The sequence below is a fragment of the Methyloparacoccus sp. NF-16 genome, from assembly GCF_056880625.1.
Window position 1 is genome coordinate 1,014,467 of record NZ_CP174130.1, and the last position, 20,101, is coordinate 1,034,567.

At 65.9% G+C, this 20,101-nt stretch carries 21 protein-coding genes and 1 CRISPR repeat array (1 of these 22 only partly in view); of the genes, 7 read left to right on the forward strand and 14 right to left on the reverse strand.

Going from position 1 to position 20,101, the window contains the following annotated elements; all coding sequences use genetic code 11:
• Window positions 1–129: 129 nt before the first annotated feature.
• Window positions 130–2,364 carry a DNA topoisomerase IV subunit A gene (gene parC, locus ACH5N8_RS04945; protein ID WP_460028607.1) on the forward strand — a complete coding sequence of 745 codons (2,235 nt, stop codon included), beginning with the start codon at window positions 130–132 and terminating at the stop codon, window positions 2,362–2,364.
• Window positions 2,361–2,630 (forward strand): sulfurtransferase TusA family protein, encoded by a 270-nt coding sequence (locus ACH5N8_RS04950; protein ID WP_460028608.1) that lies wholly within the window; start codon window positions 2,361–2,363, stop codon window positions 2,628–2,630. Before parC ends, ACH5N8_RS04950 begins: the two co-directional genes overlap by 4 nt.
• Window positions 2,631–2,672: 42 nt before the next feature.
• On the opposite strand, the gene ACH5N8_RS04955 is transcribed toward ACH5N8_RS04950, so the two are convergent.
• A complete protein-coding gene (locus ACH5N8_RS04955; RefSeq protein ID WP_460028609.1) occupies window positions 2,673–3,383 on the reverse strand; it encodes a histidinol-phosphatase in 711 nt (236 codons plus the stop codon).
• A gap of 132 nt (window positions 3,384–3,515) precedes the next feature.
• Here ACH5N8_RS04955 and ACH5N8_RS04960 point away from each other — a divergent pair, with 132 nt between their 5' ends.
• Window positions 3,516–4,037 (forward strand): RNA pyrophosphohydrolase, encoded by a 522-nt coding sequence (locus ACH5N8_RS04960; RefSeq protein ID WP_460028610.1) that lies wholly within the window; start codon window positions 3,516–3,518, stop codon window positions 4,035–4,037.
• An 18-nt stretch (window positions 4,038–4,055) separates the two neighbouring features.
• Here the strand turns inward: ACH5N8_RS04960 and cpdA are convergent, their stop codons facing one another.
• The 11 genes from cpdA to ACH5N8_RS05015 form a co-directional block, all read right to left on the reverse strand.
• Window positions 4,056–4,892, reverse strand: a complete 837-nt coding sequence (gene cpdA, locus ACH5N8_RS04965; RefSeq protein ID WP_460028611.1) for a 3',5'-cyclic-AMP phosphodiesterase — start codon at window positions 4,890–4,892, stop codon at window positions 4,056–4,058.
• 25 nt (window positions 4,893–4,917) lie between these two features.
• Window positions 4,918–5,433, reverse strand: coding sequence for an adenine phosphoribosyltransferase (locus ACH5N8_RS04970; protein WP_483282740.1), 516 nt, complete (start codon window positions 5,431–5,433; stop codon window positions 4,918–4,920).
• The gene (gene dxs / locus ACH5N8_RS04975; RefSeq protein ID WP_483282741.1) at window positions 5,433–7,325 is read right to left on the reverse strand and encodes a 1-deoxy-D-xylulose-5-phosphate synthase; all 1,893 of its coding nucleotides are present in this window, start codon (window positions 7,323–7,325) and stop codon (window positions 5,433–5,435) included. Before dxs ends, ACH5N8_RS04970 begins: the two co-directional genes overlap by 1 nt.
• A 126-nt stretch (window positions 7,326–7,451) precedes the next feature.
• Window positions 7,452–8,354, reverse strand: coding sequence for a (2E,6E)-farnesyl diphosphate synthase (gene ispA / locus ACH5N8_RS04980; protein WP_483282742.1), 903 nt, complete (start codon window positions 8,352–8,354; stop codon window positions 7,452–7,454).
• Window positions 8,341–8,574 carry an exodeoxyribonuclease VII small subunit gene (locus ACH5N8_RS04985; protein ID WP_460028615.1) on the reverse strand — a complete coding sequence of 78 codons (234 nt, stop codon included), beginning with the start codon at window positions 8,572–8,574 and terminating at the stop codon, window positions 8,341–8,343. The genes ispA and ACH5N8_RS04985 overlap by 14 nt, the downstream gene beginning before the upstream one ends.
• 131 nt (window positions 8,575–8,705) lie before the next feature.
• A complete protein-coding gene (gene sseA / locus ACH5N8_RS04990; protein ID WP_460028616.1) occupies window positions 8,706–9,566 on the reverse strand; it encodes a 3-mercaptopyruvate sulfurtransferase in 861 nt (286 codons plus the stop codon).
• Between the two features lie 22 nt (window positions 9,567–9,588).
• Window positions 9,589–10,719, reverse strand: coding sequence for a succinyl-diaminopimelate desuccinylase (gene dapE / locus ACH5N8_RS04995; RefSeq protein WP_460028617.1), 1,131 nt, complete (start codon window positions 10,717–10,719; stop codon window positions 9,589–9,591).
• Window positions 10,716–11,057, reverse strand: coding sequence for an ArsC family reductase (locus ACH5N8_RS05000; RefSeq protein WP_460028618.1), 342 nt, complete (start codon window positions 11,055–11,057; stop codon window positions 10,716–10,718). The genes dapE and ACH5N8_RS05000 overlap by 4 nt, the downstream gene beginning before the upstream one ends.
• 6 nt (window positions 11,058–11,063) lie before the next feature.
• Window positions 11,064–11,654, reverse strand: a complete 591-nt coding sequence (locus ACH5N8_RS05005) for a DUF2726 domain-containing protein (protein WP_460028619.1) — start codon at window positions 11,652–11,654, stop codon at window positions 11,064–11,066.
• A gap of 142 nt (window positions 11,655–11,796) precedes the next feature.
• Window positions 11,797–12,927 (reverse strand): PilT/PilU family type 4a pilus ATPase, encoded by a 1,131-nt coding sequence (locus ACH5N8_RS05010; protein WP_483282743.1) that lies wholly within the window; start codon window positions 12,925–12,927, stop codon window positions 11,797–11,799.
• A gap of 14 nt (window positions 12,928–12,941) precedes the next feature.
• Complete coding sequence (locus tag ACH5N8_RS05015) at window positions 12,942–13,976, reverse strand: type IV pilus twitching motility protein PilT (protein ID WP_483282744.1); 1,035 nt, start codon at window positions 13,974–13,976, stop codon at window positions 12,942–12,944.
• Between the two features lie 98 nt (window positions 13,977–14,074).
• Between ACH5N8_RS05015 and ACH5N8_RS05020 the strand changes: the two genes are divergently transcribed.
• From ACH5N8_RS05020 to ACH5N8_RS05035, 4 genes are read left to right on the forward strand one after another with little or no spacing between them, the layout of a single operon-like run.
• A complete protein-coding gene (locus ACH5N8_RS05020; protein WP_483282745.1) occupies window positions 14,075–14,761 on the forward strand; it encodes a YggS family pyridoxal phosphate-dependent enzyme in 687 nt (228 codons plus the stop codon).
• Between the two features lie 45 nt (window positions 14,762–14,806).
• The gene (proC, locus tag ACH5N8_RS05025; RefSeq protein ID WP_483282746.1) at window positions 14,807–15,631 is read left to right on the forward strand and encodes a pyrroline-5-carboxylate reductase; all 825 of its coding nucleotides are present in this window, start codon (window positions 14,807–14,809) and stop codon (window positions 15,629–15,631) included.
• A 2-nt stretch (window positions 15,632–15,633) separates the two neighbouring features.
• On the forward strand, window positions 15,634–16,209 hold the full coding sequence (locus ACH5N8_RS05030; RefSeq protein WP_483282747.1) for a YggT family protein: 576 nt from the start codon (window positions 15,634–15,636) through the stop codon (window positions 16,207–16,209).
• 7 nt (window positions 16,210–16,216) lie between these two features.
• A complete protein-coding gene (locus tag ACH5N8_RS05035) occupies window positions 16,217–16,486 on the forward strand; it encodes a DUF167 family protein (protein WP_460028625.1) in 270 nt (89 codons plus the stop codon).
• Window positions 16,487–16,507: 21 nt separating this feature from the next.
• Here the strand turns inward: ACH5N8_RS05035 and trmB are convergent, their stop codons facing one another.
• Both trmB and ACH5N8_RS05045 read right to left on the reverse strand, forming a co-directional pair.
• Window positions 16,508–17,233, reverse strand: a complete 726-nt coding sequence (gene trmB, locus ACH5N8_RS05040) for a tRNA (guanosine(46)-N7)-methyltransferase TrmB (protein WP_483282748.1) — start codon at window positions 17,231–17,233, stop codon at window positions 16,508–16,510.
• 316 nt (window positions 17,234–17,549) lie between these two features.
• Complete coding sequence (locus ACH5N8_RS05045) at window positions 17,550–17,720, reverse strand: hypothetical protein (protein ID WP_483282749.1); 171 nt, start codon at window positions 17,718–17,720, stop codon at window positions 17,550–17,552.
• A 49-nt stretch (window positions 17,721–17,769) separates the two neighbouring features.
• Window positions 17,770–20,101: direct repeats of the CRISPR family, unit length 37 nt; unit sequence GTTTCAATCCACTCCCGGCGGTTAAGCCGGGAGATAC; it runs 1,306 nt beyond the window's last position.

The window sequence follows — 20,101 nt, forward strand, 5'->3', positions numbered from 1 at the left end:
GGGGAAACGGGTACCGGAGGACCGGCAAGGGAACGCGCGTCCCCGGGCCGGGACGATCCCTCCGGAACCCGCTAGAATTCGGCGTCCAGGCGACGCCTGACATCCTGTTCCCTCATCCGAACGTCATTCGTGAACGCACTCTCCCACGAACAGCTGCCCCTGCTCGACTTCACCGAGAAGGCGTACCTGGACTATTCCATGTACGTCATCCTCGATCGCGCCCTGCCCCACATCGCCGACGGGCTGAAACCGGTGCAGCGGCGCATCGTCTATGCCATGTCCGAGCTGGGCCTCTCGCCGACCGCCAAGTACAAGAAATCCGCCCGTACCGTGGGCGATGTGCTCGGCATGTATCACCCGCACGGCGACCAGGCCTGCTACGAGGCCATGGTGCTGATGGCGCAGCCCTTTTCCTACCGCTATCCCCTGATCGACGGCCAGGGCAACTGGGGCTCGCCGGACGATCCCAAATCCTTCGCCGCCATGCGCTATACCGAGTCGCGCCTGACGCCCTACGCGCAGACCCTGCTGGCGGAACTGGAGCAGGGCACGGTGGACTGGCAGGCCAATTACGACGGCACCAAGGACGAGCCGCGGCTGTTGCCGGCGCGGCTGCCGAACGTGCTGCTGAACGGCGCCACCGGCATTGCCGTCGGCATGTCCACCGACATCCCGCCGCACAACCTGCGCGAAGTGGTCGAGGCCTGCATCCACCTGCTGGAAACGCCGGACGCCAGCCTGGAAGCCCTGTGCGAGCATGTGCGCGGACCCGACTTCACTACCGAGGCGGAAATCATCACCCCGCGCGAGGACATCCTCCGCCTCTATCGCACCGGCAACGGTTCGGTGCGCCTCCGTGCCCGCTGGGAGGTCGAGGATGGCAACATCGTCATCACGGCGCTGCCGCACCAGGTCTCGGGCGACACCGTCCTGCAGGCGATCGCCGCGCAGATGCAGGCCAAGAAGCTGCCGCTGGTCGAGGACCTGCGCGACGAGTCCGACCATGAGAATCCCTGTCGCCTGGTGATCATGCCGCGCGGTCGCAAATGCGATGCCGAGCAGCTGATGTCGCATCTGTTTGCCACCACCGATCTGGAGAAGAGCTACCGCGTCAATCTCAACATGATCGGTCTCAGCGGCAAGCCGCAGGTCAAGGGCTTGCGCGACATTCTGGTCGAGTGGCTGAGTTTCCGCACCGAGACCGTCCGCCGCCGTCTGCAACATCGGCTGGACAGGGTCCTCGCCCGGCTGCACATCCTCGATGGTCTCTTGATCGCCTTTCTCAATATCGACGAGGTCATCGCCATCATCCGCCGCGAGGATCAGCCCAAGCCGGTGCTGATGGCGCGCTTCGGACTCACCGATGTCCAGGCCGAGGCCATCCTGGAGCTGAAATTGCGCCATCTCGCCAAGCTGGAGGAGATGAGGATCCGCGGCGAGCAGGCGGAACTGTCGGAGGAGCGCGAGCGCCTGGAGGGCCTGCTGGCGTCGCCGCAGCAGCTCAGGAACCTGATCCAGCAGGAACTGCGGCAGGATGCGGACCGCTACGGCGATGCGCGTCGTTCGCCCATCGTCGCCCGCCAGGCGGCGCAGGCGCTGGACGTGACGGCGGTGATCGGCAGCGAGCCGGTGACCATCATTCTGTCCGAGAAGGGCTGGATACGGGCCGCCAAGGGCCACGAGGTCGATCCGCCGTCGTTGGCCTATCGCTCCGGGGACAGCTTCCTCGCCGCGGCCGCCGGCCGCAGCAACCAGCCGGTCTACCTGCTGGATTCCACCGGCCGGAGTTATGCCGTGCCGGCGCATGAGCTGCCCTCGGCGCGTACCCAGGGCGAGCCGTTGACCGGGCGCCTGAGTCCGCCAGGCGGCGCCGTCTTCAGCGCGGTTCTGGCCGGCGGCGAGGAGGACTGGTATCTCCTGGCCACCAGTGCGGGCTACGGGTTCCTCGCGCCGCTGAAGGAGTTCCACAGCAAGAACCGCACCGGCAAGGCACTGCTGACCGTGCCCCCCCATGCCACGGTGCTGCGCCCCGTCCGCATTGCCGCGCCGGAACACGATACGGTGGCGGTCGTGACCCGGCAGGGGCGCCTGCTGGCGTTCCCGGCGGCCGAGATCCCGGTGCTGAACAAGGGCAAGGGCAACAAGCTGATCCAGATCGTGACGGAGGAACTGGCCAATGGCACCGACAGCCTACTGGCGATGACGGGCCTCCCGGCGGGCGCCGGGCTCAGGCTCCACTGTGGCAAGCGCCACCTGAGCCTGTCGGCATCGGAGCTTGCCGGCTATCTGGGAGGCCGTGGCCGCCGCGGCAATCACCTGCCGCGCGGGTTTCAGCGGGTGGACAGCCTGGAGGTCCTGGCATGAGCGGTGGTCATGCCGGGGGCGATCGGTTGTCGGCCTTGCTGGCGTTCGATCTGGAAATCGACACCCGCGGGCTCATGTGTCCCTTGCCGTTGCTGCGCCTGAAAAAGGCCCTGCAAACCCTGGAGGGTGGGCAAGTCGTGCGGGTGTTGGCGACCGATCCGGCGTCGGTGCTGGATTTCGGGGTTTTCGTCGAGCAGACGGGTCACGCGCTGCTGGACTGGCGCGAGGAGACCGGCGTCTTCATCTACCTGATCCGCAAGGGCTGAACGCCGGCCGTGGGACAGTTCCGGCAACCCGGCGCTAGTCGCTCACAGCCAGGGCTTGCCCCGGCCCACCCGCGTCAGGTGGTGATCGGGACAGCTGCCGTCGCGCAGGCTGATCACGGACCAGCCCCGGCTCTCGGCCTCCCGTTCCAGGATAGCGTCCGGGTCGACTGCCACCGGGTGCTCCACCTGTTCGAGCAGGGGCAAGTCGTTGTGGGAGTCGCTGTAGAACCAGCTGCCGCGGAGATCGTGTCCGTTCCCGGCCAGCCATTCCTGTAGCCGGGTAACCTTGCCGGCCTGGAAGCAGGGGGTGCCCTCGTATCGGCCGGTGTAGTGGCCATCGCTGAACTCCGGCGCGGTGGCGATCAGGTGCTCGATGCCGTACAGCACCGCGATGGGTTCGGTGACGAAGCGGTTGGTCGCGGTGACGATCAGCAGGGTGTCGCCCGCCGCCCGGTGGCGCGCGATCAGCTCGCGCGCGGCCGGCAGCAGGATCGGTTCGATCTTTTCGTGCACGAACGCCGATCGCCAGCGGTGAAGCTGGTCGGCCGGGTGCTCCGACAACGGTTTCAGGGCGAAGGCCAGGAATTCGCCGATATCCAGTTTCCCCGCCTTGTAGTCCTCATAGAAGCGCGCATTTGCCGCTTCATAATGATCGCGATCGACGATACCCCGGTCGACGAGGAACTGGCCCCAGAGATAATCGCTGTCACCGGCGATGAGGGTGTTGTCGAGGTCAAAGATTGCCAGAGTCACGCGTTTCCTTTACATTCGGCGATTAGTGAAAAGGCCGGTCTGACCCGGCGCGGTGGGCTCGCCTGCTGGCCCCGCGGCCGGCGGCACAAAGCCGCGGATTATACCTATTCGAATTCCTGAACCTGGCCAGCCATGATAGACCGTGACGGATACCGCCTGAATGTCGGCATCGTGCTTTGCAACAACGAGCGCCGTGTCTTCTGGGCGCGCCGGGTCGGCATGCGTTCCTGGCAGTTTCCCCAGGGCGGCATCAAGCGCAACGAGAATCCCGAGGACGCCATGTACCGGGAGCTCTACGAGGAGGTCGGCCTGCGCAGCCGCGATGTCCAGCTGATCGGGCGCACCAGCCAGTGGCTGCATTACGACCTGCCGGAGCGTTACATCCGCAAGCGTTCCTATCCGCTCTGCATCGGCCAGAAGCAGCTATGGTTCATGCTGCGGCTGATGTCGCCGGAATCCCATATCCGGCTGGATTGCTCGGTAAAGCCCGAATTCGATACCTGGTGCTGGGTCGACTACTGGGATCCGGTCAGGGATGTGGTCTATTTCAAGCGCCAGGTCTACCAGCAGGCCCTGACCGAACTGGGCGACCTGCTTGGCTTCGCCCGACCCAAGTCCGAACTGCCGGCGCTGTTGCAGGCCGAGCACCACTGACCCTCATCGCCGTGCCGCTCAATAGCCGGCCGAGCCGACATCCAGCCCTGCCGGCAACCGGTCCAGGCGCCTGACCACGGTCGCCAGGGTACCGTCCTCGCGCAACTCGATCCAGCGATATCCCGGCGGAACCGCGTCCAGGCCGAAATCCGCCTGCCGTGGTCCGAACTGGAAGCAGGTCGACGGGCTACCCAGCAGGCGAATGCCGTTCAGTTCCTCATCCAGAACTTGGTGGATGTGGCCGAAGACGATGCCGCGCACCTGTGGGTGCCGCGAGAGCTGCTCGAAGAACGCGCCGGTGTTTTCGAGCTGCATCGTGTCCATCCAGGCGCTACCGCTCGGGACCGGGTGGTGGTGCAGGGCGATCAGGGCGTGCCGCTCCGGTTGCTGTTCCAGGAGGCTGGCCAGTGTCGCGAGTTGCGCCGCCGACAAGCGGCCCTTCGGCGAGCCAGGCACGGTGCTGTCCAGACAGATGATCTGCCAGTCCGGCAGCAGTATCTGCGGTTGGACATGCAGGCGTCCCCCGGCCAGATGGCGCGCCAGCAGTGCCGGATCGTCATGATTGCCGGGCAGGCACCAGGCCTGGCAGGGCAGGTCGGCCAGTAGGCTGGCCAGGCGCATGTAGGTTTCGGGGCAGGCATCCTGGACCAGGTCCCCGGTCAGCAGCGCCAGATCGGGCGGGGTGCCATCGGCAAGCGCGGCAGCCAGCGTTTCCCGGAAGCTGCGCTCGGTATCCACGCCCAGCAGCGTGTCGCCGGGCGCCTTGCGAAGATGAAAATCCGTCAGCTGCAACAGGCGTATCAGGCGGGTATCCTCGGTCAGGCGTGGTTTCGCGGTGCCGCCCCGGGGCGGCATTCCGGCGGGCGGCGGCGCCGCTCGATCAATAATGCAGCAGCGAATGAATCGGCCAGCGCTCCAGTCTGTCGCGGCCGCGCAGCGCGTCCAGTTCGACCATGAAGGCGCACCCCGCCACCTCGGCACCCAGCGACTCGATCAGCTCGCAGCTGGCCCGTGCCGTGCCGCCGGTTGCCAGCAGGTCATCGATGATCAGTACGCGGTCACCCTCGCCGACGGCATCGGTATGTACCTCCAGGGCGGCCGATCCGTACTCCAGGTCGTATTCCATCGATTTCACCTGGTAGGGCAGCTTGCCGGGCTTGCGCAGCGGCACGAAGCCAACGCCCAATTCCCAGGCCACCAGGGAACCGAAGATGAAGCCGCGAGCCTCCATGCCGGCGACCGCGGTGACGCCCTGGCCGAGGAACGGCCGGTGCAGGCACTCCACGGCCAGCCGCAGGCACTCGGCATCGAGTACCACTGGCGTGATATCCTTGAAGAGGATGCCTGGCCTGGGGAAATCGGGAATGTCGCGGATCCTGGCCTTGATCCGTTCCATCAGGCGCTTTTCCTGGCGGGTTTGGCGCCGGTCGCGCGGTAATGCTCGATGCTCTTCAGGATGCCGGCTGTATCCAGTCCTGCCACTGACAGCACTTCTTCGCGGGTGCCCTGCTCGATGAACAGGTCGGGCAGGCCGATGGTGAGCAGCGGCGTGCGGCAATGGTGGGCGTTCAGCACCTCGTTGACGCCATTGCCGGCGCCGCCGGAGATGACGTTTTCCTCGATCGTGACCAGCAGTTCGTGCTCCTTGGCCAGCTTCAGGATCAGTGCCTCATCCAGGGGTTTCACGAAGCGCATGTTGACGACCGTGGCATTCAGCTGCTCGCCGACTTCCAGGGCCGGCTGGACCATGGCGCCGAAGGCCAGCAGCGCGATGCCCTTGCCCTGGCGCCGCACGTCGGCCTTGCCCAGCGGCAGCGCGCTCATGGCCGCTTCGACCGGCGTGCCGGGACCCTTGCCGCGCGGATAGCGGACCGCGGCCGGACCGTCGAGCAGGAAGCCGGTGTAGAGCATCTGCCGGCATTCGTTCTCGTCGGCCGGCGCCATGATGACCATGCCCGGCAGGCAGCGCAGATAGCTGAGGTCGAAGCTGCCGGCATGGGTCGGGCCGTCCGGGCCGACCAGGCCGGCGCGGTCGATGGCGAACAGCACGGGCAGCTGCTGCAGCACCACGTCATGGATCAACTGGTCATAGGCGCGCTGCAGGAAGGTCGAGTAGATGGCGACCACCGGCTTGAAGCCCTCGCAGGCCTGGCCGGCCGCCAGTGTCACGGCATGCTGCTCGGCGATGCCGACGTCGAAATAGCGTTCCGGGAAGCGTTTCTCGAATTCCACCAGTCCCGAACCTTCCCGCATCGCCGGCGTGACGCCGAGCAGGCGCGGGTCGCGTTCGGCCATGTCGCACAGCCACTGCCCGAACACCTCGGTGTAGGTCGGCGAGCTGGGCTTGGCCTTGGGCAGGTGGTCCTTGCTGGGATCGAAGGTACCGACGCCATGATAGGCGACCGGGTCCTTTTCGGCTGGCAGGTAGCCCTTGCCCTTCCTGGTGACGACATGCAGGAACCGAGGGCCATCGGTCTGGCGCAGGTTGCGCAGGGTCGTGATCAGCGTGTCCAGGTCGTGGCCGTCGATCGGGCCGATGTAGTTGAAGCCCAGCTCCTCGAACAGGGTACCGGGTGCGACCATGCCCTTGACATGCTCTTCCGCCCGCCGGGCCAGCTCCCACACCGTCGGCATGCGATTCTTCAGCAGCTGCTTGCTGCCCTGCCGGATGGTGGAATAGAAGCGGCCCGACAGCAGCTTGGCCAGGTAGTTGTTCATCGCCCCCACGTTCGGCGAGATCGACATCTCGTTGTCGTTGAGCACGACCAGCAGGTTGGCGTCCAGGGCACCGGCATGATTGAGGGCCTCGAAGGCCATGCCGCCGGTCAGCCCGCCGTCGCCGATGATGGCCACGGCATGGGCGTTGCGCTGTTCCAGCCGGGCGGCGATGGCCATGCCCAGGGCGGCGCTGATGGAGGTGCTGGAGTGACCCACGCCGAAGGTGTCGTAGTCACTCTCGTTGCGGCAGGGGAAGGCCGACAGCCCGTCCTTCTTGCGGATGGTGGGCATGCGTTCGCGCCGCCCGGTCAGGATCTTGTGCGGATAGGCCTGATGGCCGACGTCCCAGACCAGCCGGTCGTGCGGGGTATCGAAGACATAGTGCAGCGCGATCGTCAGCTCGACCGTGCCCAGGCCCGCCGCCAGGTGGCCGCCCGACTGGCTGACGCTGTGCAGCAGGAAGTCGCGCAGTTCCTCGGCCAGTTGCGGCAGCTGGTCTTCCGACAGGGCGCGCAGGTCGGCCGGGTCGGTGATGGTGTCGAGCAGGGGGGCGTGGGTGGATTGAGTCATGGGGAGTTCTGTCCTGGCGGTCGGCGAGCGCCGCGGGTGATGCAACCTAGTTGATGAAGCGCGCGAGGTTTCCGTGTCGCATGGCGAGGCAGCGGCTCTGCGGCCAGCCGGGCGGGGTTGCCGGGGTCAATGATGCCTCTCGATGATGAACCGCGACAACTCGCGCAGCAGGTTGGCCTCCGGGCCCATGCCCGCGAGGCTGTCCAGCGCCGATTCGTGCAGCTCCCGGGCCTTCTGTTTGGCGCCGGCCAGCCCCAGCAGGGCCGGGTAGTTGGGCTTGTTGTTGTCGCGATCCTTGCCTTGGGTCTTGCCGAGGGTCTGGGTATCGCTTTCCTCGTCGAGGATGTCGTCCTGGATCTGGAAGGCCAGCCCGATGCACTTGGCATAGTGGTCGAGGCGGTCGGTCACCACCGGCTCGATGGGCGTCTGGGCCAGCGCCGCCAGCTTGACGCTGGCACGGATTAGGGCGCCGGTCTTGCGGATGTGCATGCTTTCGAGGCTCGGCAGGTCCAGCGCCTGGCCGACCGCATCCAGGTCGATGGCCTGGCCGCCGACCATGCCCAGCGAGCCGCTGGCCATGGCCAGGCACTCGATCATGGCGACGCGGTTTTCCGCCGGTACCCTGATGCTCGGGTCATGGGCCAGCACGTGAAACGCCAGCGCCTGCAGGCCGTCGCCGGCGAGGATCGCGGTGGCCTCGTCGAAGGCGATATGACAGGTGGGCTTGCCGCGCCGCAGGGTGTCGTTGTCCATCGCCGGCAGGTCGTCGTGAATCAGCGAGTAGACGTGAATCATCTCCACCGCGGCTGCCGGGCCGTCCAGCAGGTCGAGCGCCAGGCCCAGCGCCTGCCCGGTGGCATAGGTGAGCAGCGGCCGCAGCCGCTTGCCGCCGCCCAGCGCGGAATAGCGCATGGCCTGGTGCAGCCGTTCCGGCATGCGGGTCTCGGCGGGCAGGCGGGCGTCCAGGGCGGCTTCGGCGCGGGTCTGGCAGGCCGCCATGAAGTCTGGCAAGGCGTCAGGAGATGTCATCGGTGAAAGGCTTGTAGGTGGGTTCGCCGTTTTCTTCCAGCAGGATGCGAACTTTCTGCTCGGCTTCCTTGAGGGCATTCTGGCAGCTGCGCGTCAGCTGCACGCCGCGTTCGAACAGGCGCAGGGATTCCTCCAGGGAGAGATTGCCCTGCTCCATGCGCTCGACCAGCTGCTCCAGCTCGGTCAACGACTCTTCGAAATGCGGAGCTTTTCTGGCCATGCGTCGTTGATCGCGCTGCTCGCGGGCAATAAAGCCGTATTATGGCAAAACTTCTTTGTTGAGAAAAATACTGGGTTTTAGGCCCGGCCGGGGCGAGCGGGTCGCCGTCGCCACCATTCCGCCTGTCCCGGTCATGCCGCGCCGGTGCTGACCGGCATATCCTCGCGGGCGCCCCACTCCGACCAGGAGCCGTCGTAGACCGCCACGTATTCGTTGCCCAGACGGTAGAGACCCAGGGCCAGGATCGCGGCGGTGACGCCACTGCCGCAGGTGGTGACGACCGGCTTGTCCGGGTCGATGCCGGCGGCGAGGAACGCCTGGCGCAGCGCGTCGACCGGCTTCAGGCAGTGGCTGTCGTCGTCGATCAGGCGGCGGAAGAACAGGTTGTGGCTGCCGGGGATGTGTCCGGACCGGAGTTCCGGTCGCGGCTCCGGCTCGCTGCCGGTGAAGCGGCCCGGCGAGCGGGCGTCCAGCAACTGCGTCTCGGGATGGCCGATGGCGTCGCGTATCTCGTCGAGGTTGCGCACCAGCGCGGGGCGATGAACCGCGTGGAAGTGGCGGCTCTGCGCCGGCTCCGGTCCCGAGCGCGTGGGCAGGTTCAGCGCCTGCCAGCGGGCCAGCCCACCGTCGAGCACCAGGACATGGTCGTGGTCGAAGACCCGGAAAGTCCACCAGGCGCGGGCGGCGGCCATGAAATCGTTGTTGTCGTAGATGACGACCGTGGTGAATTCCTCGATGCCGAGCTTGCCGGCCGCCGCCGAGAACGCCTCGGCGCTTGGCAGCATGTGCGGCAGCGGCGTGTCGTGATCGGCGATCACGTCGATATCGAAGAACAGGGCGCCGGGAATGTGCGCGTGCAGGTACTCGTCGCGCGCGTTGCGACCCTGGCTCGGCAGGAAGAAGGTGGCATCCAGGATGACCAGGTCCGGCGCGTCCAGCCGTTCGGCCAGCCACTCGGCGGAAACCAGGGGGGCGTTTGCTTGTTCGGTCATGCGGTGGCTCCAGTCCGAAGGTTCATGCAACCAGCAGGTTGACCAGGATGTTTTCGTAGATGTCGGACAGCAGGTCAAGGTCCGCCACCGGGACCGCTTCGTTGACCTTGTGGATCGTCCCGTTCAGGGGGCCGAGTTCCACCACTTCGGCGCCGGTGGGCGCGACGAAGCGGCCGTCGGAGGTGCCGCCGCCGGTATCCGCCCGCGCCGGCTGGCCGACCACCCGCCGCAGGGCCGACTGGGTCGCCTCGATCAGCGTCGTGCCCGTGGTCAGGAACGGTGCCCCGGACAGCCGCCAGTCCAGCTCGTAGCGCAGGCCATGCCGGTCGAGTATGGCGTGGACGCGCCTCCGGATGTCGGCCTCGGTGAGCGCCGTGGAGTAGCGGAAGTTGAAACTGGCCACCAGCCGCCCGGGGATGACATTCTCGGCGCCGGTGCCGGCCTGGATGTTCGAGACCTGGAAGCTGGTCGGCGGGAAGCAGTCATTGCCCGCGTCCCACACTTCCGCCGTCAGTTCCGCCAGCGCCGGGGCAAGGCGGTGGATCGGGTTGTCGGCCTTGTCCGGGTAGGCCACGTGACCCTGCACGCCATGCACGGTCAGAGTGCCGCAGAGCGAGCCGCGGCGGCCGATCCGGATGACGTCGCCCAGCCGGTCGAAGCTCGACGGTTCGCCGATCAGGCACCAGGTGATCTTTTCCCCGCGCGCCTCGAAGGTCTCGATGACCCTGGCCACGCCATGGGTTGCCGTCCCTTCCTCGTCGCTGGTCATGAGGATGGCGACCGAGCCCCTGTGGTCGGGATGGCGGGTGACGAAGCGTTGCAGCGCCGTCACCATGGCGGCGACACCGCTCTTCATGTCGGCGGCGCCACGGCCGTGCAGCAGGCCGTTCTCGATCACCGGCGCGAAGGGTGGATGGCGCCAGTCCGATTCCGGTCCGGACGGCACCACATCGGTATGTCCCAGGAGCACCAGCAGCGGCGCCCCGGTTCCGTGGCGCATGTAGAGATTCTGCGTGTCGGCGAAGTCCAGCCGCTCCAGGGTGAAGCCGCAGGGCGACAGGTGCTCGGCGATCAGCTCCATGCAGCCGGCATCGTCCGGGGTCACCGAGCGCCGGCGGATGAGTTCGCAGGTCAGTTCCAGGGTTGCGCTCATGTCAGCTCGGCATAGCGTTCGGTTGAAAATCCCGCCAGCAGGCGGTCGCCGGCGACCAGCAGCGGCCGCTTGATCAGCGTTGGCTGCGCCAGCATCAGTGCCAGCGCGCGCGCCTCGTCCAGGTCCTGGCGCGCCGCCTCGGGCAGCTGGCGCCAGGTCGTGCTCTTGCGGTTGAGCAGGTTTTCCCAGCCCAGCCGGCTTGCCCAGTCCTGCAGCAGGGCGGGTTCCAGCCCGTCGGCGCGCAGGTCGTGAAAACGGTGGGCGCGGCCGTGCGCGTGCAACCAGGCAGCGGCCTTGCGGCAGCTGTCGCAGTTCTTGATCCCGTACAGGGTCCACATGACGGTTCAGAGCTCCAGTTTTTCCAGTTCGGCGATGGTCGGCTCCTTGCGGCCATCGGTTTCGGTGATGAACAACGGCTCCCGGCGCACGGCCTCGGCAACGGCCTGGCGGATATCGTGGCGGTCGTAAAAGGGGCTGGCTTCCATGCGCAGCAGCGGCAGGCCGGCCGCGGCGCAGATGGTTTTCAGCGGATGTTCGGCCAGCTCGCGGCCCCGGCGCCCCGGCAGCTTGTGCTGGACCAGCTGGATGGCGCAGGCGATGGACAGATCCGAGAGCTTGCAGAGCACGAACGGGAAGTGCATCTCGCCCAGTTGCTCCAGGGCATCCCAGGCGGCATCGGTGCCGGTCGCGGCACGCGGGGTGACGATATCGTCGATGCGCACCCGGCCGAAGACCGCATAGTCCTCGCCGATGGCCTGGCGCAGGGCTTTGTACAGCTGGCGTTCCTCCGGCGACAGCAGGAAATCCTGCCGCGTGTAGCTGGTGCGGGTGGAGCGCCGGGCTCGCAGCAGGCGGACACCGGTGAGAAACACCAGCAGGATGGCGACGGGCAGCAGGTAGGGCAGCCACCCGGTGAGGAATTCGGCCTTGTCCAAGGTTTATGGGTATCCCGGTTTCGATGCTGTGCCACGATCACGGCCGATCCCTTCGATGGCGCCGGCGGCGTGCAACAGGCAGTGGCATGGATTATACGGGATGCGCCGCCCTTCGCCGGCCTTGGCGCGGGACGCCGGCGGATCAGTCCGGCCCGTCGTCCTCCACCAGCGTCATGCCGGCCGTGGGGTCCGGCGCATCGGGATGGCTGGCGTCCTCGGCCAGCTTGATCATCAGCCGCACCTCGTTCTGCGAATCCGCAGCACGCAGGGCATCCTCGTAGTCGATCCTGCCGTCCCGGTAGAGTGCGAACAGGCACTGGTCGAAGGTCTGCATGCCTTGCTCGCGGGAATGCTTCATCAGTTCCTTGAGCAGATGCACCTCGCCCTTGCGGATGAGGTCGGCGGCACGCGGCGTGTTGACCAGGATCTCGATGGCCGCTACCCGACCCTTGCCGTCGCGCCGGCGGAGCAGCTGCTGCGCAACGATGGCGCGCAGGTTCAGGGACAGGTCCATGAACAGCTGCGGGTGCATCTCCTCCGGGAAGAAGTGCAGGATGCGGTCCAGTGCCTGATTGGCGTTGTTGGCGTGCAGGGTGCTGAGGCACAGGTGGCCGGTCTCGGCGAAGGTGATGGCCTGCTGCATGGTTTCCCGCGTGCGGATCTCGCCGATCAGGATCACGTCGGGCGCCTGGCGCAGGGTGTTCTTCAGCGCCACCTCGTAGGATTCCGTGTCGATGCCGACCTCGCGCTGGGTGACGATGCAGCCGGCATGCGCATGCACGTACTCCAGCGGGTCCTCGATGGTGATGATGTGGCCGCTGGAATGTTCGTTGCGGTGGCGGATCAGCGCGGCCAGCGAGGTCGACTTGCCGGTGCCGGTGCCGCCGACGAACAGGATCAGGCCGCGTTTCTGCATCACCAGCTCGCCGAGGATGGCCGGCAGCCCCAGTTCCTGCCAGCCGGGCACCTGCGTCTGGATGCGGCGCAGCACCATCGCCGCGCAATCGCGCTGCATGAAGGCGCTGACGCGGAAGCGGCCGAGTTCGCCGGCCTCGATGGCGAAGTTGCACTCGTGGGTGCGCTCGAACTCCTCCCGCTGCGCCGCGTTCATGATGCTGAGCACCACCTGCAGCGCCTGCTCCCGGGTCAGCCGGTTGCGGCTGATCGGCTGCAGGACGCCATCCACCTTGATGGTGGGCTCGCGATCCGCGGTGATGAACATGTCCGACGCCTGATGGCGCGTCATGATCTCCAGCAGGGTGGTGAAGTTCATGCCGGCCGGCGCACTCAGAAGGCCGCCTTCTGGGCGGCCCTGGTGCGCGCCGCCTCGCGGGTGACGACGCCCTTCTCGACCAGTTCCTGCAAGTGCTGGTCCAGGGTCTGCATGCCGTCGCGGCGGCCGGTCTGGATGGCCGAATACATCTGCGCCACCTTGTCCTCGCGGATCAGGTTGCGGATGGCTGGCGTCCCGACCATGATTTCCCAGGCCGCCGTGCGGCCGCCGCCGGTCTTCTTCAGCAGCGCCTGCGAAATGACCGCCTGCAGCGATTCCGACAGCATCGAGCGGATGACGCCCTTTTCAGCGGCCGGGAACACGTCGATGATGCGGTCGATGGTCTTGGCGGCGGAACTGGTGTGCAGGGTGCCGAATACCAGGTGTCCGGTTTCCGCCGCGGTCAGCGCCAGGCGGATGGTTTCCAGGTCACGCATTTCGCCGACCAGGATCACGTCCGGGTCCTCGCGCAGGGCCGAGCGCAGCGCCTCGTTGAAACCCAGCGTGTCGCGGTGCACCTCGCGCTGGTTGATCAGGCAGCGTTTGCTCTGGTGCACGAATTCGATCGGATCCTCGATGGTCAGGATATGCGCGTAGTCGTTGGTGTTGATGTGGTCGATCATCGCCGCCAGCGTGGTCGACTTGCCCGACCCGGTCGGGCCGGTGACCAGGATCAGGCCGCGCGGCTGGCGGATGACTTCGCGGAAGAACGCCGGACAGCCGAGCTGCTCCAGCGTCAGGATCGTCGACGGAATGGTGCGGAATACGGCAGCCGAGCCACGATCCTGGTTGAAGGCATTGACGCGGAAGCGGGCGATGCCCGACAGCTCGAACGAGAAGTCGCACTCCAGGAATTCCTCGTAATCGCGCCGCTGCCTGTCGTTCATGATGTCGTAGATCAGTGCGTGCACCGCCTTGGTGTCCAGCGCCGGCACGTTGATGCGGCGGATGTCGCCGTCGACGCGGATCATGGGCGGCAGGCCTGCCGACAGGTGCAGGTCCGAGGCATTGTGCTTGACCGCGAAGGCGAGCAGTTCGGTGATGTCCATCTCGCTCAGGATGTGGCTTGTGCCGCTGGATCGGAGTCTTTACGCTCTTCCGCGCCCGGATGTACCGGGGCCGCAGTATAGATCAACCGTTTTGTGCCATGACTCCGACCCTCAGCGAACGCCTGCATGCCGTCCAGGAACGCATCCACGCCGCCGAGCGCGCCGCCGGCCGCCCGCCCGGCAGCGTCGGCCTGATCGCCGTGAGCAAGACCCAGCCGGTGGCTGCCCTCCGCGCCGCCGTCCAGGCCGGGCAGCGCGACTTCGGCGAGAACTACCTGCAGGAGGCGCTGGCCAAGCAGACGGAACTGGCCGACTACCCGGCGATTCGCTGGCATTTCATCGGGCCGATCCAGTCCAACAAGACCCGTCCGATCGCCACCCATTTCGACTGGGTCCATAGCGTCGACCGCCTCAAGGTGGCCGAACGCCTGAGCGAGCAGCGTCCTTCCCAGAAGCCCGCGCTGAATATCTGCCTGCAGGTCAACATCAGCCACGAGGACAGCAAGAGCGGTATCAACCTGGCCGAACTGCCGGAGCTGGCACGGGCCGTGGCCGCCCTGCCGCGGCTGCGGCTGCGCGGACTCATGGCCATACCGGCGCCGACCGCTGACCCCGCATCCCAGCGGCAGGCGTTCCGCACGCTGCGGCTGGCCCTGGAGAACCTGGACCTGCCGGGGCTGGACACGCTCTCCATGGGCATGTCGGACGACCTGGAGGCCGCCATCCTGGAAGGCGCCACCCTGGTTCGGGTCGGCACTGCCGTGTTTGGGCCGCGGGTGCGCTAGGCTAGAATGCCGCCTCTCCCGAACAGCAACCGGATTCGCAATCCCATGAAACAGCCTTCCCTCGGATTCATCGGCGCCGGCAACATGGCTGGCGCCCTGATCGGCGGCCTGGTCGCGGACGGCTACCCCGCCGACTACCTCTGGGTATCCGATATCGATACCCAGGCGCTGGCGCGACTGGCCGGCGCCCATGGCGTCCAGACCAGCGCCCGCAATGCCATCGTTGCCGAGCATGCGGAGGTGCTGGTGCTGGCGGTCAAGCCGCAGATACTGGGCGGCGTCGTGCGCGACCTGGCCGACATCATCCAGGCACGCCGGCCGCTGGTGGTCAGCATTGCCGCCGGCATCGGCGCCGGCAGCATCGACCGCTGGGCGGGCGGCAACGTCGCCATCGTACGCTGCATGCCGAACACCCCGGCCATGGTCAAGACCGGCGCGACCGGGCTCTATGCCACCGAGCAGGTCAGCGCCGAGCAGCGCAACCAGGCGGAGGCGATCCTGCGCGCCGTGGGCCTGACCGTCTGGGTCGACGACGAGGCTCAGCTCGACGCGGTGACGGCCCTCTCCGGCAGTGGCCCGGCCTATTTCTTCCTGCTCATGGAGGCGATGGAGGAGGCCGGCATCGCGCTGGGACTGCCCGCCGCCACCGCCCGGCTGCTCAGCCAGCAGACCGCCCTGGGCGCCGGCCGCATCGCCATCGAATCCGACGCGGCGCCGGCCGAACTCCGGCGCCGCGTCACCTCGCCCGGCGGCACCACCGAGCAGGCCATCGCCGCCTTCGAGGCCGGCGGGCTGCGCGAGATGGTCGCCAGGGCCATGCAGGCCGCCGCCCGGCGCGCCACGGAATTGTCCGAACAACTGGGGGCCTGAACATGAACCAGGCCTATTGGGTGGCCCCCGCCATCTTCCTCGCCGACACGCTGTTCAGCCTGTACCTCTTCGCCCTGATGCTGCGCTTCCTGTTCCAGTGGAGCGGGGCGGACTACCAGAACCCGGTCTCGCAGTTCCTGATCCGCGTCACCCATCCGCCGCTGCGCTTCCTGCGCCAGTACATCCCGGCGCTGGGACGGGTGGACACGGCCGCCATCGTCCTGATGCAGGCCTTGCAGATGCTCGGCGGCTATCTGATCTTCCTGATCCAGGGCGCCGCGCCGTCCTTTCCGGCGCTGTCGATCTGGGCCGTGGCGCAGCTGCTGGAGCTGCTGCTGAACATCTACTTCTACGCCATCATCATCCGGGCGTTGCTCAGCTGGCTGGGTCCGATGCGCTACAACCCGATGATATCCCTGCTGTACAGCCTCACCGAGCCCCTGCTGCACGCCAGCCGCCGGTTGCTGCCAGCCGCCGGGGGCATCGACCTCTCTCCCATCGTGCCGCTGATCGGCATCCAGCTGGCCAGGATGCTGCTGCTGCCGCCGTTGCAGCAACTCGCCACCCTCCTCAACTGAACCCGCCGTGAGTCTGCCGCCGGACCTGATTCTCGACCTGCACATCCAGCCGCGTGCCTCGCGGGACGAGATCGCCGGCTATCATGGCGGCCGGCTGAAAATCCGCATCACCGCGCCCCCGGTCGACGGCAAGGCCAACCAGCACCTGATCGGCTTCCTGGCCGAGGTCTTCGGCGTGCCCAAGCGGAATGTGGAACTGCTGGCCGGCGAATCCGGCCGCGAGAAGCGCGTCAGGATCGCCCGGCCGGCGCGCTTGCCGGGCATCCTTCAGCCCTGACCGACCGCGCCGGGCCGGGTTTCAGACCCGTCGGTAGAGCAGGTCCCAGACGCCATGTCCCAGGCGCTCGCCGCGCCGCTCGAACTTGGTCTGCGGCCGGTAGGCCGGGCGCCGGGAATAGGGTGAATCCGGATTCAGACTGACCAGGTTCGCACACGTTTCCAGCGCCTCCGCCATGTGTTCCGCGTAGGGTTGCCAGTCGGTGGCGGCGTGGAAGATGCCGCCCGGTCTCAGCTTGCCCGCCACCAGACGCAGAAAGTCGGCATTGACGATGCGGCGCTTGTGGTGCCGCTTTTTTGGCCAGGGGTCGGGGAAGAACAGCTGCACCCGATCCAGCGCCTGGTCGGCAACCCGATGCGTCAGGATGTCGATGGCATCCGCGCAGTACACGCGCAGGTTGGTCAGTGCCTGCGCCTCGGCCCGCAGCAGCAGATGCCCGACGCCGGGCCGATGCACCTCGATACCGACGAAATCCTCGTTCCGGTTGGTCGCCGCCATCGCCGCCAGGGATTCGCCATCGCCAAAGCCGATTTCCAGCACCAGCGGCGCGTTGCGGCCGAACAGGCCTGCCGGGTCCAGCGGCCGGTCGGGCGCCAGCCCGTAGACCGGCCACAGCGCCTCCAGCGCGCGCGCCTGCCCCAGCGTAATGCGGCCCTGCCGGCGGATGAAACTGCGGATGCGACGTTCCCGCCCGGAGGCATCGGCGTCGGCGGAGGGAAGGGCGGAAAGCGGCTGGTCCTGGCTCATGCGCGTGGGGAAAGACGGTTCTGCGGGTCGGAAAAATGGCGCGGATCATAGCATTGGCCGCCCGCAAGGCGATGCGCGGACCCGGGAGGTCGGCGCGCCGGGGTGGTGGTTTCGGATGCTCTTGGCGGGGGGGCTGGTTTGCTCGATTTTCTGGGATTCAATCCACTCCCGGCGGTTAAGCCGGGAGATACGCGCGGTTGTGGCAGCATTCGCCGCGCTGAGCGGAAATCGGTAACGCCAATATGTATCCAGTCCACTACACTACGGACTGGTGTGGCGAGTATCAGCCGATCCGATCAGCGAGCTGAAATAGGCGCTAACCATCTCGCGCCTTTTTCTCCCGCACCGCATCATCAATATAAGCCGACGCATTCGGCTGTGATCTGAGGATTTCCAGCACATCAGGGGCCAATCGGTAAGACGCCATCTTCTTGCGCTCGCTCTCGGCCATGCGTGGGCGACCGGGGCCGCATTTTGGTTCAGTCATTCATGCCTCTCGGTGTGGCCATCCTTGGCCGTGTGGGTGATTATTTTCTGTTTCAATCCACTCCCGGCGGTTAAGCCGGGAGATACGCACTTGACGGCCACGCCCTCCAGGGTCGAGAAGTTTCAATCCACTCCCGGCGGTTAAGCCGGGAGATACAACAAGGCAAGCAAGAACAACAGCAACGATCAGGAGTTTCAATCCACTCCCGGCGGTTAAGCCGGGAGATACATCCCGGCTCATGGTGTGAGCGAGGCATTTGCCGCTGTTTCAATCCACTCCCGGCGGTTAAGCCGGGAGATACTGCAAGTGATATGGCCATTCTGTAACTCGTCTTTGTTTCAATCCACTCCCGGCGGTTAAGCCGGGAGATACGCCGACGCCGAGAATCATGATGACCTCGCCGGTCGTTTCAATCCACTCCCGGCGGTTAAGCCGGGAGATACGCCCGGCATTCGCCAAACTGGAGCCCCCTGAAGGTTTCAATCCACTCCCGGCGGTTAAGCCGGGAGATACTGCCGGGAAAATATCGGCAGGAATGGTGGCCAGCGAGTTTCAATCCACTCCCGGCGGTTAAGCCGGGAGATACCCAGCAGCTCCGCTTGCAGCAGAGCCGCCTTGGCCTGTTTCAATCCACTCCCGGCGGTTAAGCCGGGAGATACGAACCAAGATTCGCGAGCGAGCCAAGAACGCAGAGAGTTTCAATCCACTCCCGGCGGTTAAGCCGGGAGATACCGGCCGCCGCACCGTGGGCTGCGTCAAGGTAAACAGTTTCAATCCACTCCCGGCGGTTAAGCCGGGAGATACGTGCGTCCCGAGATGAGATAGCCGCCTTCGACGGGTTTCAATCCACTCCCGGCGGTTAAGCCGGGAGATACGTTCGGCCGCCTTGCAATAGCCGACGCCATCGAAGTTTCAATCCACTCCCGGCGGTTAAGCCGGGAGATACGCATCCGTAACCGTGCCGTCAGGGTCTGCGGAAATGTTTCAATCCACTCCCGGCGGTTAAGCCGGGAGATACCAATGCCGCCGTTGTTGCTCCACTGATATTTGTCGATGTTTCAATCCACTCCCGGCGGTTAAGCCGGGAGATACGGATGATGTGCAGGTCAACCGGGCTCTCTTGCAGGTTTCAATCCACTCCCGGCGGTTAAGCCGGGAGATACGCCGATCTCGTGCGGAATGACACGCTGATAATCCGGGTTTCAATCCACTCCCGGCGGTTAAGCCGGGAGATACCCCTCGCCGCATCCACCACGCCGCCGGTCGCCTCACGGTTTCAATCCACTCCCGGCGGTTAAGCCGGGAGATACATCCCCGAGCATTGGACGGCACCCTGGCAGCCGCTGGTTTCAATCCACTCCCGGCGGTTAAGCCGGGAGATACTGTAAGGGGCACCATAAACACGGACAATGACGAGATGTTTCAATCCACTCCCGGCGGTTAAGCCGGGAGATACGGTTGCTCTGCGCCTCGATCTCATAGCCCTTGTCGTTTCAATCCACTCCCGGCGGTTAAGCCGGGAGATACATCAGCCAGTCGGGTTTTTGTGAGGCCGTCATCTCGCGTTTCAATCCACTCCCGGCGGTTAAGCCGGGAGATACCTTGGCGTGCAGGGTCTGGTGGTCGTAGTCGATCAGGTTTCAATCCACTCCCGGCGGTTAAGCCGGGAGATACTCCGGGATCGATGTCATCTGCTCGCCGGGATTCTGGTTTCAATCCACTCCCGGCGGTTAAGCCGGGAGATACCGGAGATGTTGGGCATGTCGCGGAACACAGTGGCGTTTCAATCCACTCCCGGCGGTTAAGCCGGGAGATACGACCAGGAGTAACGTATGGCCAATCAAATCTCGATGGTTTCAATCCACTCCCGGCGGTTAAGCCGGGAGATACTTTCCGACGGCTCCGCCACCGGCATCCAGGCCATGTTTCAATCCACTCCCGGCGGTTAAGCCGGGAGATACCCCAGCAGTCCGGCCTGCAACAGCGCGGCCTTGGCTTGTTTCAATCCACTCCCGGCGGTTAAGCCGGGAGATACCGTAGTCCCGCAGCCGGCCCATGTACTGATCCCAGTTTCAATCCACTCCCGGCGGTTAAGCCGGGAGATACCGGCTGTGGTAATTGAATTATCTATATACGCCAGCGGTTTCAATCCACTCCCGGCGGTTAAGCCGGGAGATACGGCTTGGTCTCCCGCAGTCGGCGCTCGCATTCGATGTTTCAATCCACTCCCGGCGGTTAAGCCGGGAGATACCTGTCGCGGCTAACTAACCAACAGGAGTCAAGATGTTTCAATCCACTCCCGGCGGTTAAGCCGGGAGATACGCCTTCGGTCAAAATGCCGACATTGGCAATGGCGGGTTTCAATCCACTCCCGGCGGTTA

Bases quoted from the DNA above. Each gene is read 5' to 3' on its own strand.
- trmB (WP_483282748.1), bottom strand. From the start codon at position 17,233: ATGAGCCAGGACCAGCCGCTTTCCGCCCTTCCCTCCGCCGACGCCGAT.
- ispA (WP_483282742.1), bottom strand. From the start codon at position 8,354: ATGACATCTCCTGACGCCTTGCCAGACTTCATGGCGGCCTGCCAGACC.
- ACH5N8_RS04950 (WP_460028608.1), top strand. From the start codon at position 2,361: ATGAGCGGTGGTCATGCCGGGGGCGATCGGTTGTCGGCCTTGCTGGCG.
- cpdA (WP_460028611.1), bottom strand. From the start codon at position 4,892: ATGCCGCCCCGGGGCGGCACCGCGAAACCACGCCTGACCGAGGATACC.
- ACH5N8_RS05015 (WP_483282744.1), bottom strand. From the start codon at position 13,976: ATGGACATCACCGAACTGCTCGCCTTCGCGGTCAAGCACAATGCCTCG.
- dxs (WP_483282741.1), bottom strand. From the start codon at position 7,325: ATGACTCAATCCACCCACGCCCCCCTGCTCGACACCATCACCGACCCG.
- ACH5N8_RS05000 (WP_460028618.1), bottom strand. From the start codon at position 11,057: ATGTGGACCCTGTACGGGATCAAGAACTGCGACAGCTGCCGCAAGGCC.
- ACH5N8_RS04985 (WP_460028615.1), bottom strand. From the start codon at position 8,574: ATGGCCAGAAAAGCTCCGCATTTCGAAGAGTCGTTGACCGAGCTGGAG.
- ACH5N8_RS05020 (WP_483282745.1), top strand. From the start codon at position 14,075: ATGACTCCGACCCTCAGCGAACGCCTGCATGCCGTCCAGGAACGCATC.
- proC (WP_483282746.1), top strand. From the start codon at position 14,807: ATGAAACAGCCTTCCCTCGGATTCATCGGCGCCGGCAACATGGCTGGC.
- ACH5N8_RS04970 (WP_483282740.1), bottom strand. From the start codon at position 5,433: ATGGAACGGATCAAGGCCAGGATCCGCGACATTCCCGATTTCCCCAGG.
- ACH5N8_RS05030 (WP_483282747.1), top strand. From the start codon at position 15,634: ATGAACCAGGCCTATTGGGTGGCCCCCGCCATCTTCCTCGCCGACACG.
- ACH5N8_RS05010 (WP_483282743.1), bottom strand. From the start codon at position 12,927: ATGAACTTCACCACCCTGCTGGAGATCATGACGCGCCATCAGGCGTCG.
- dapE (WP_460028617.1), bottom strand. From the start codon at position 10,719: ATGAGCGCAACCCTGGAACTGACCTGCGAACTCATCCGCCGGCGCTCG.
- ACH5N8_RS05045 (WP_483282749.1), bottom strand. From the start codon at position 17,720: ATGACTGAACCAAAATGCGGCCCCGGTCGCCCACGCATGGCCGAGAGC.
- sseA (WP_460028616.1), bottom strand. From the start codon at position 9,566: ATGACCGAACAAGCAAACGCCCCCCTGGTTTCCGCCGAGTGGCTGGCC.
- ACH5N8_RS04960 (WP_460028610.1), top strand. From the start codon at position 3,516: ATGATAGACCGTGACGGATACCGCCTGAATGTCGGCATCGTGCTTTGC.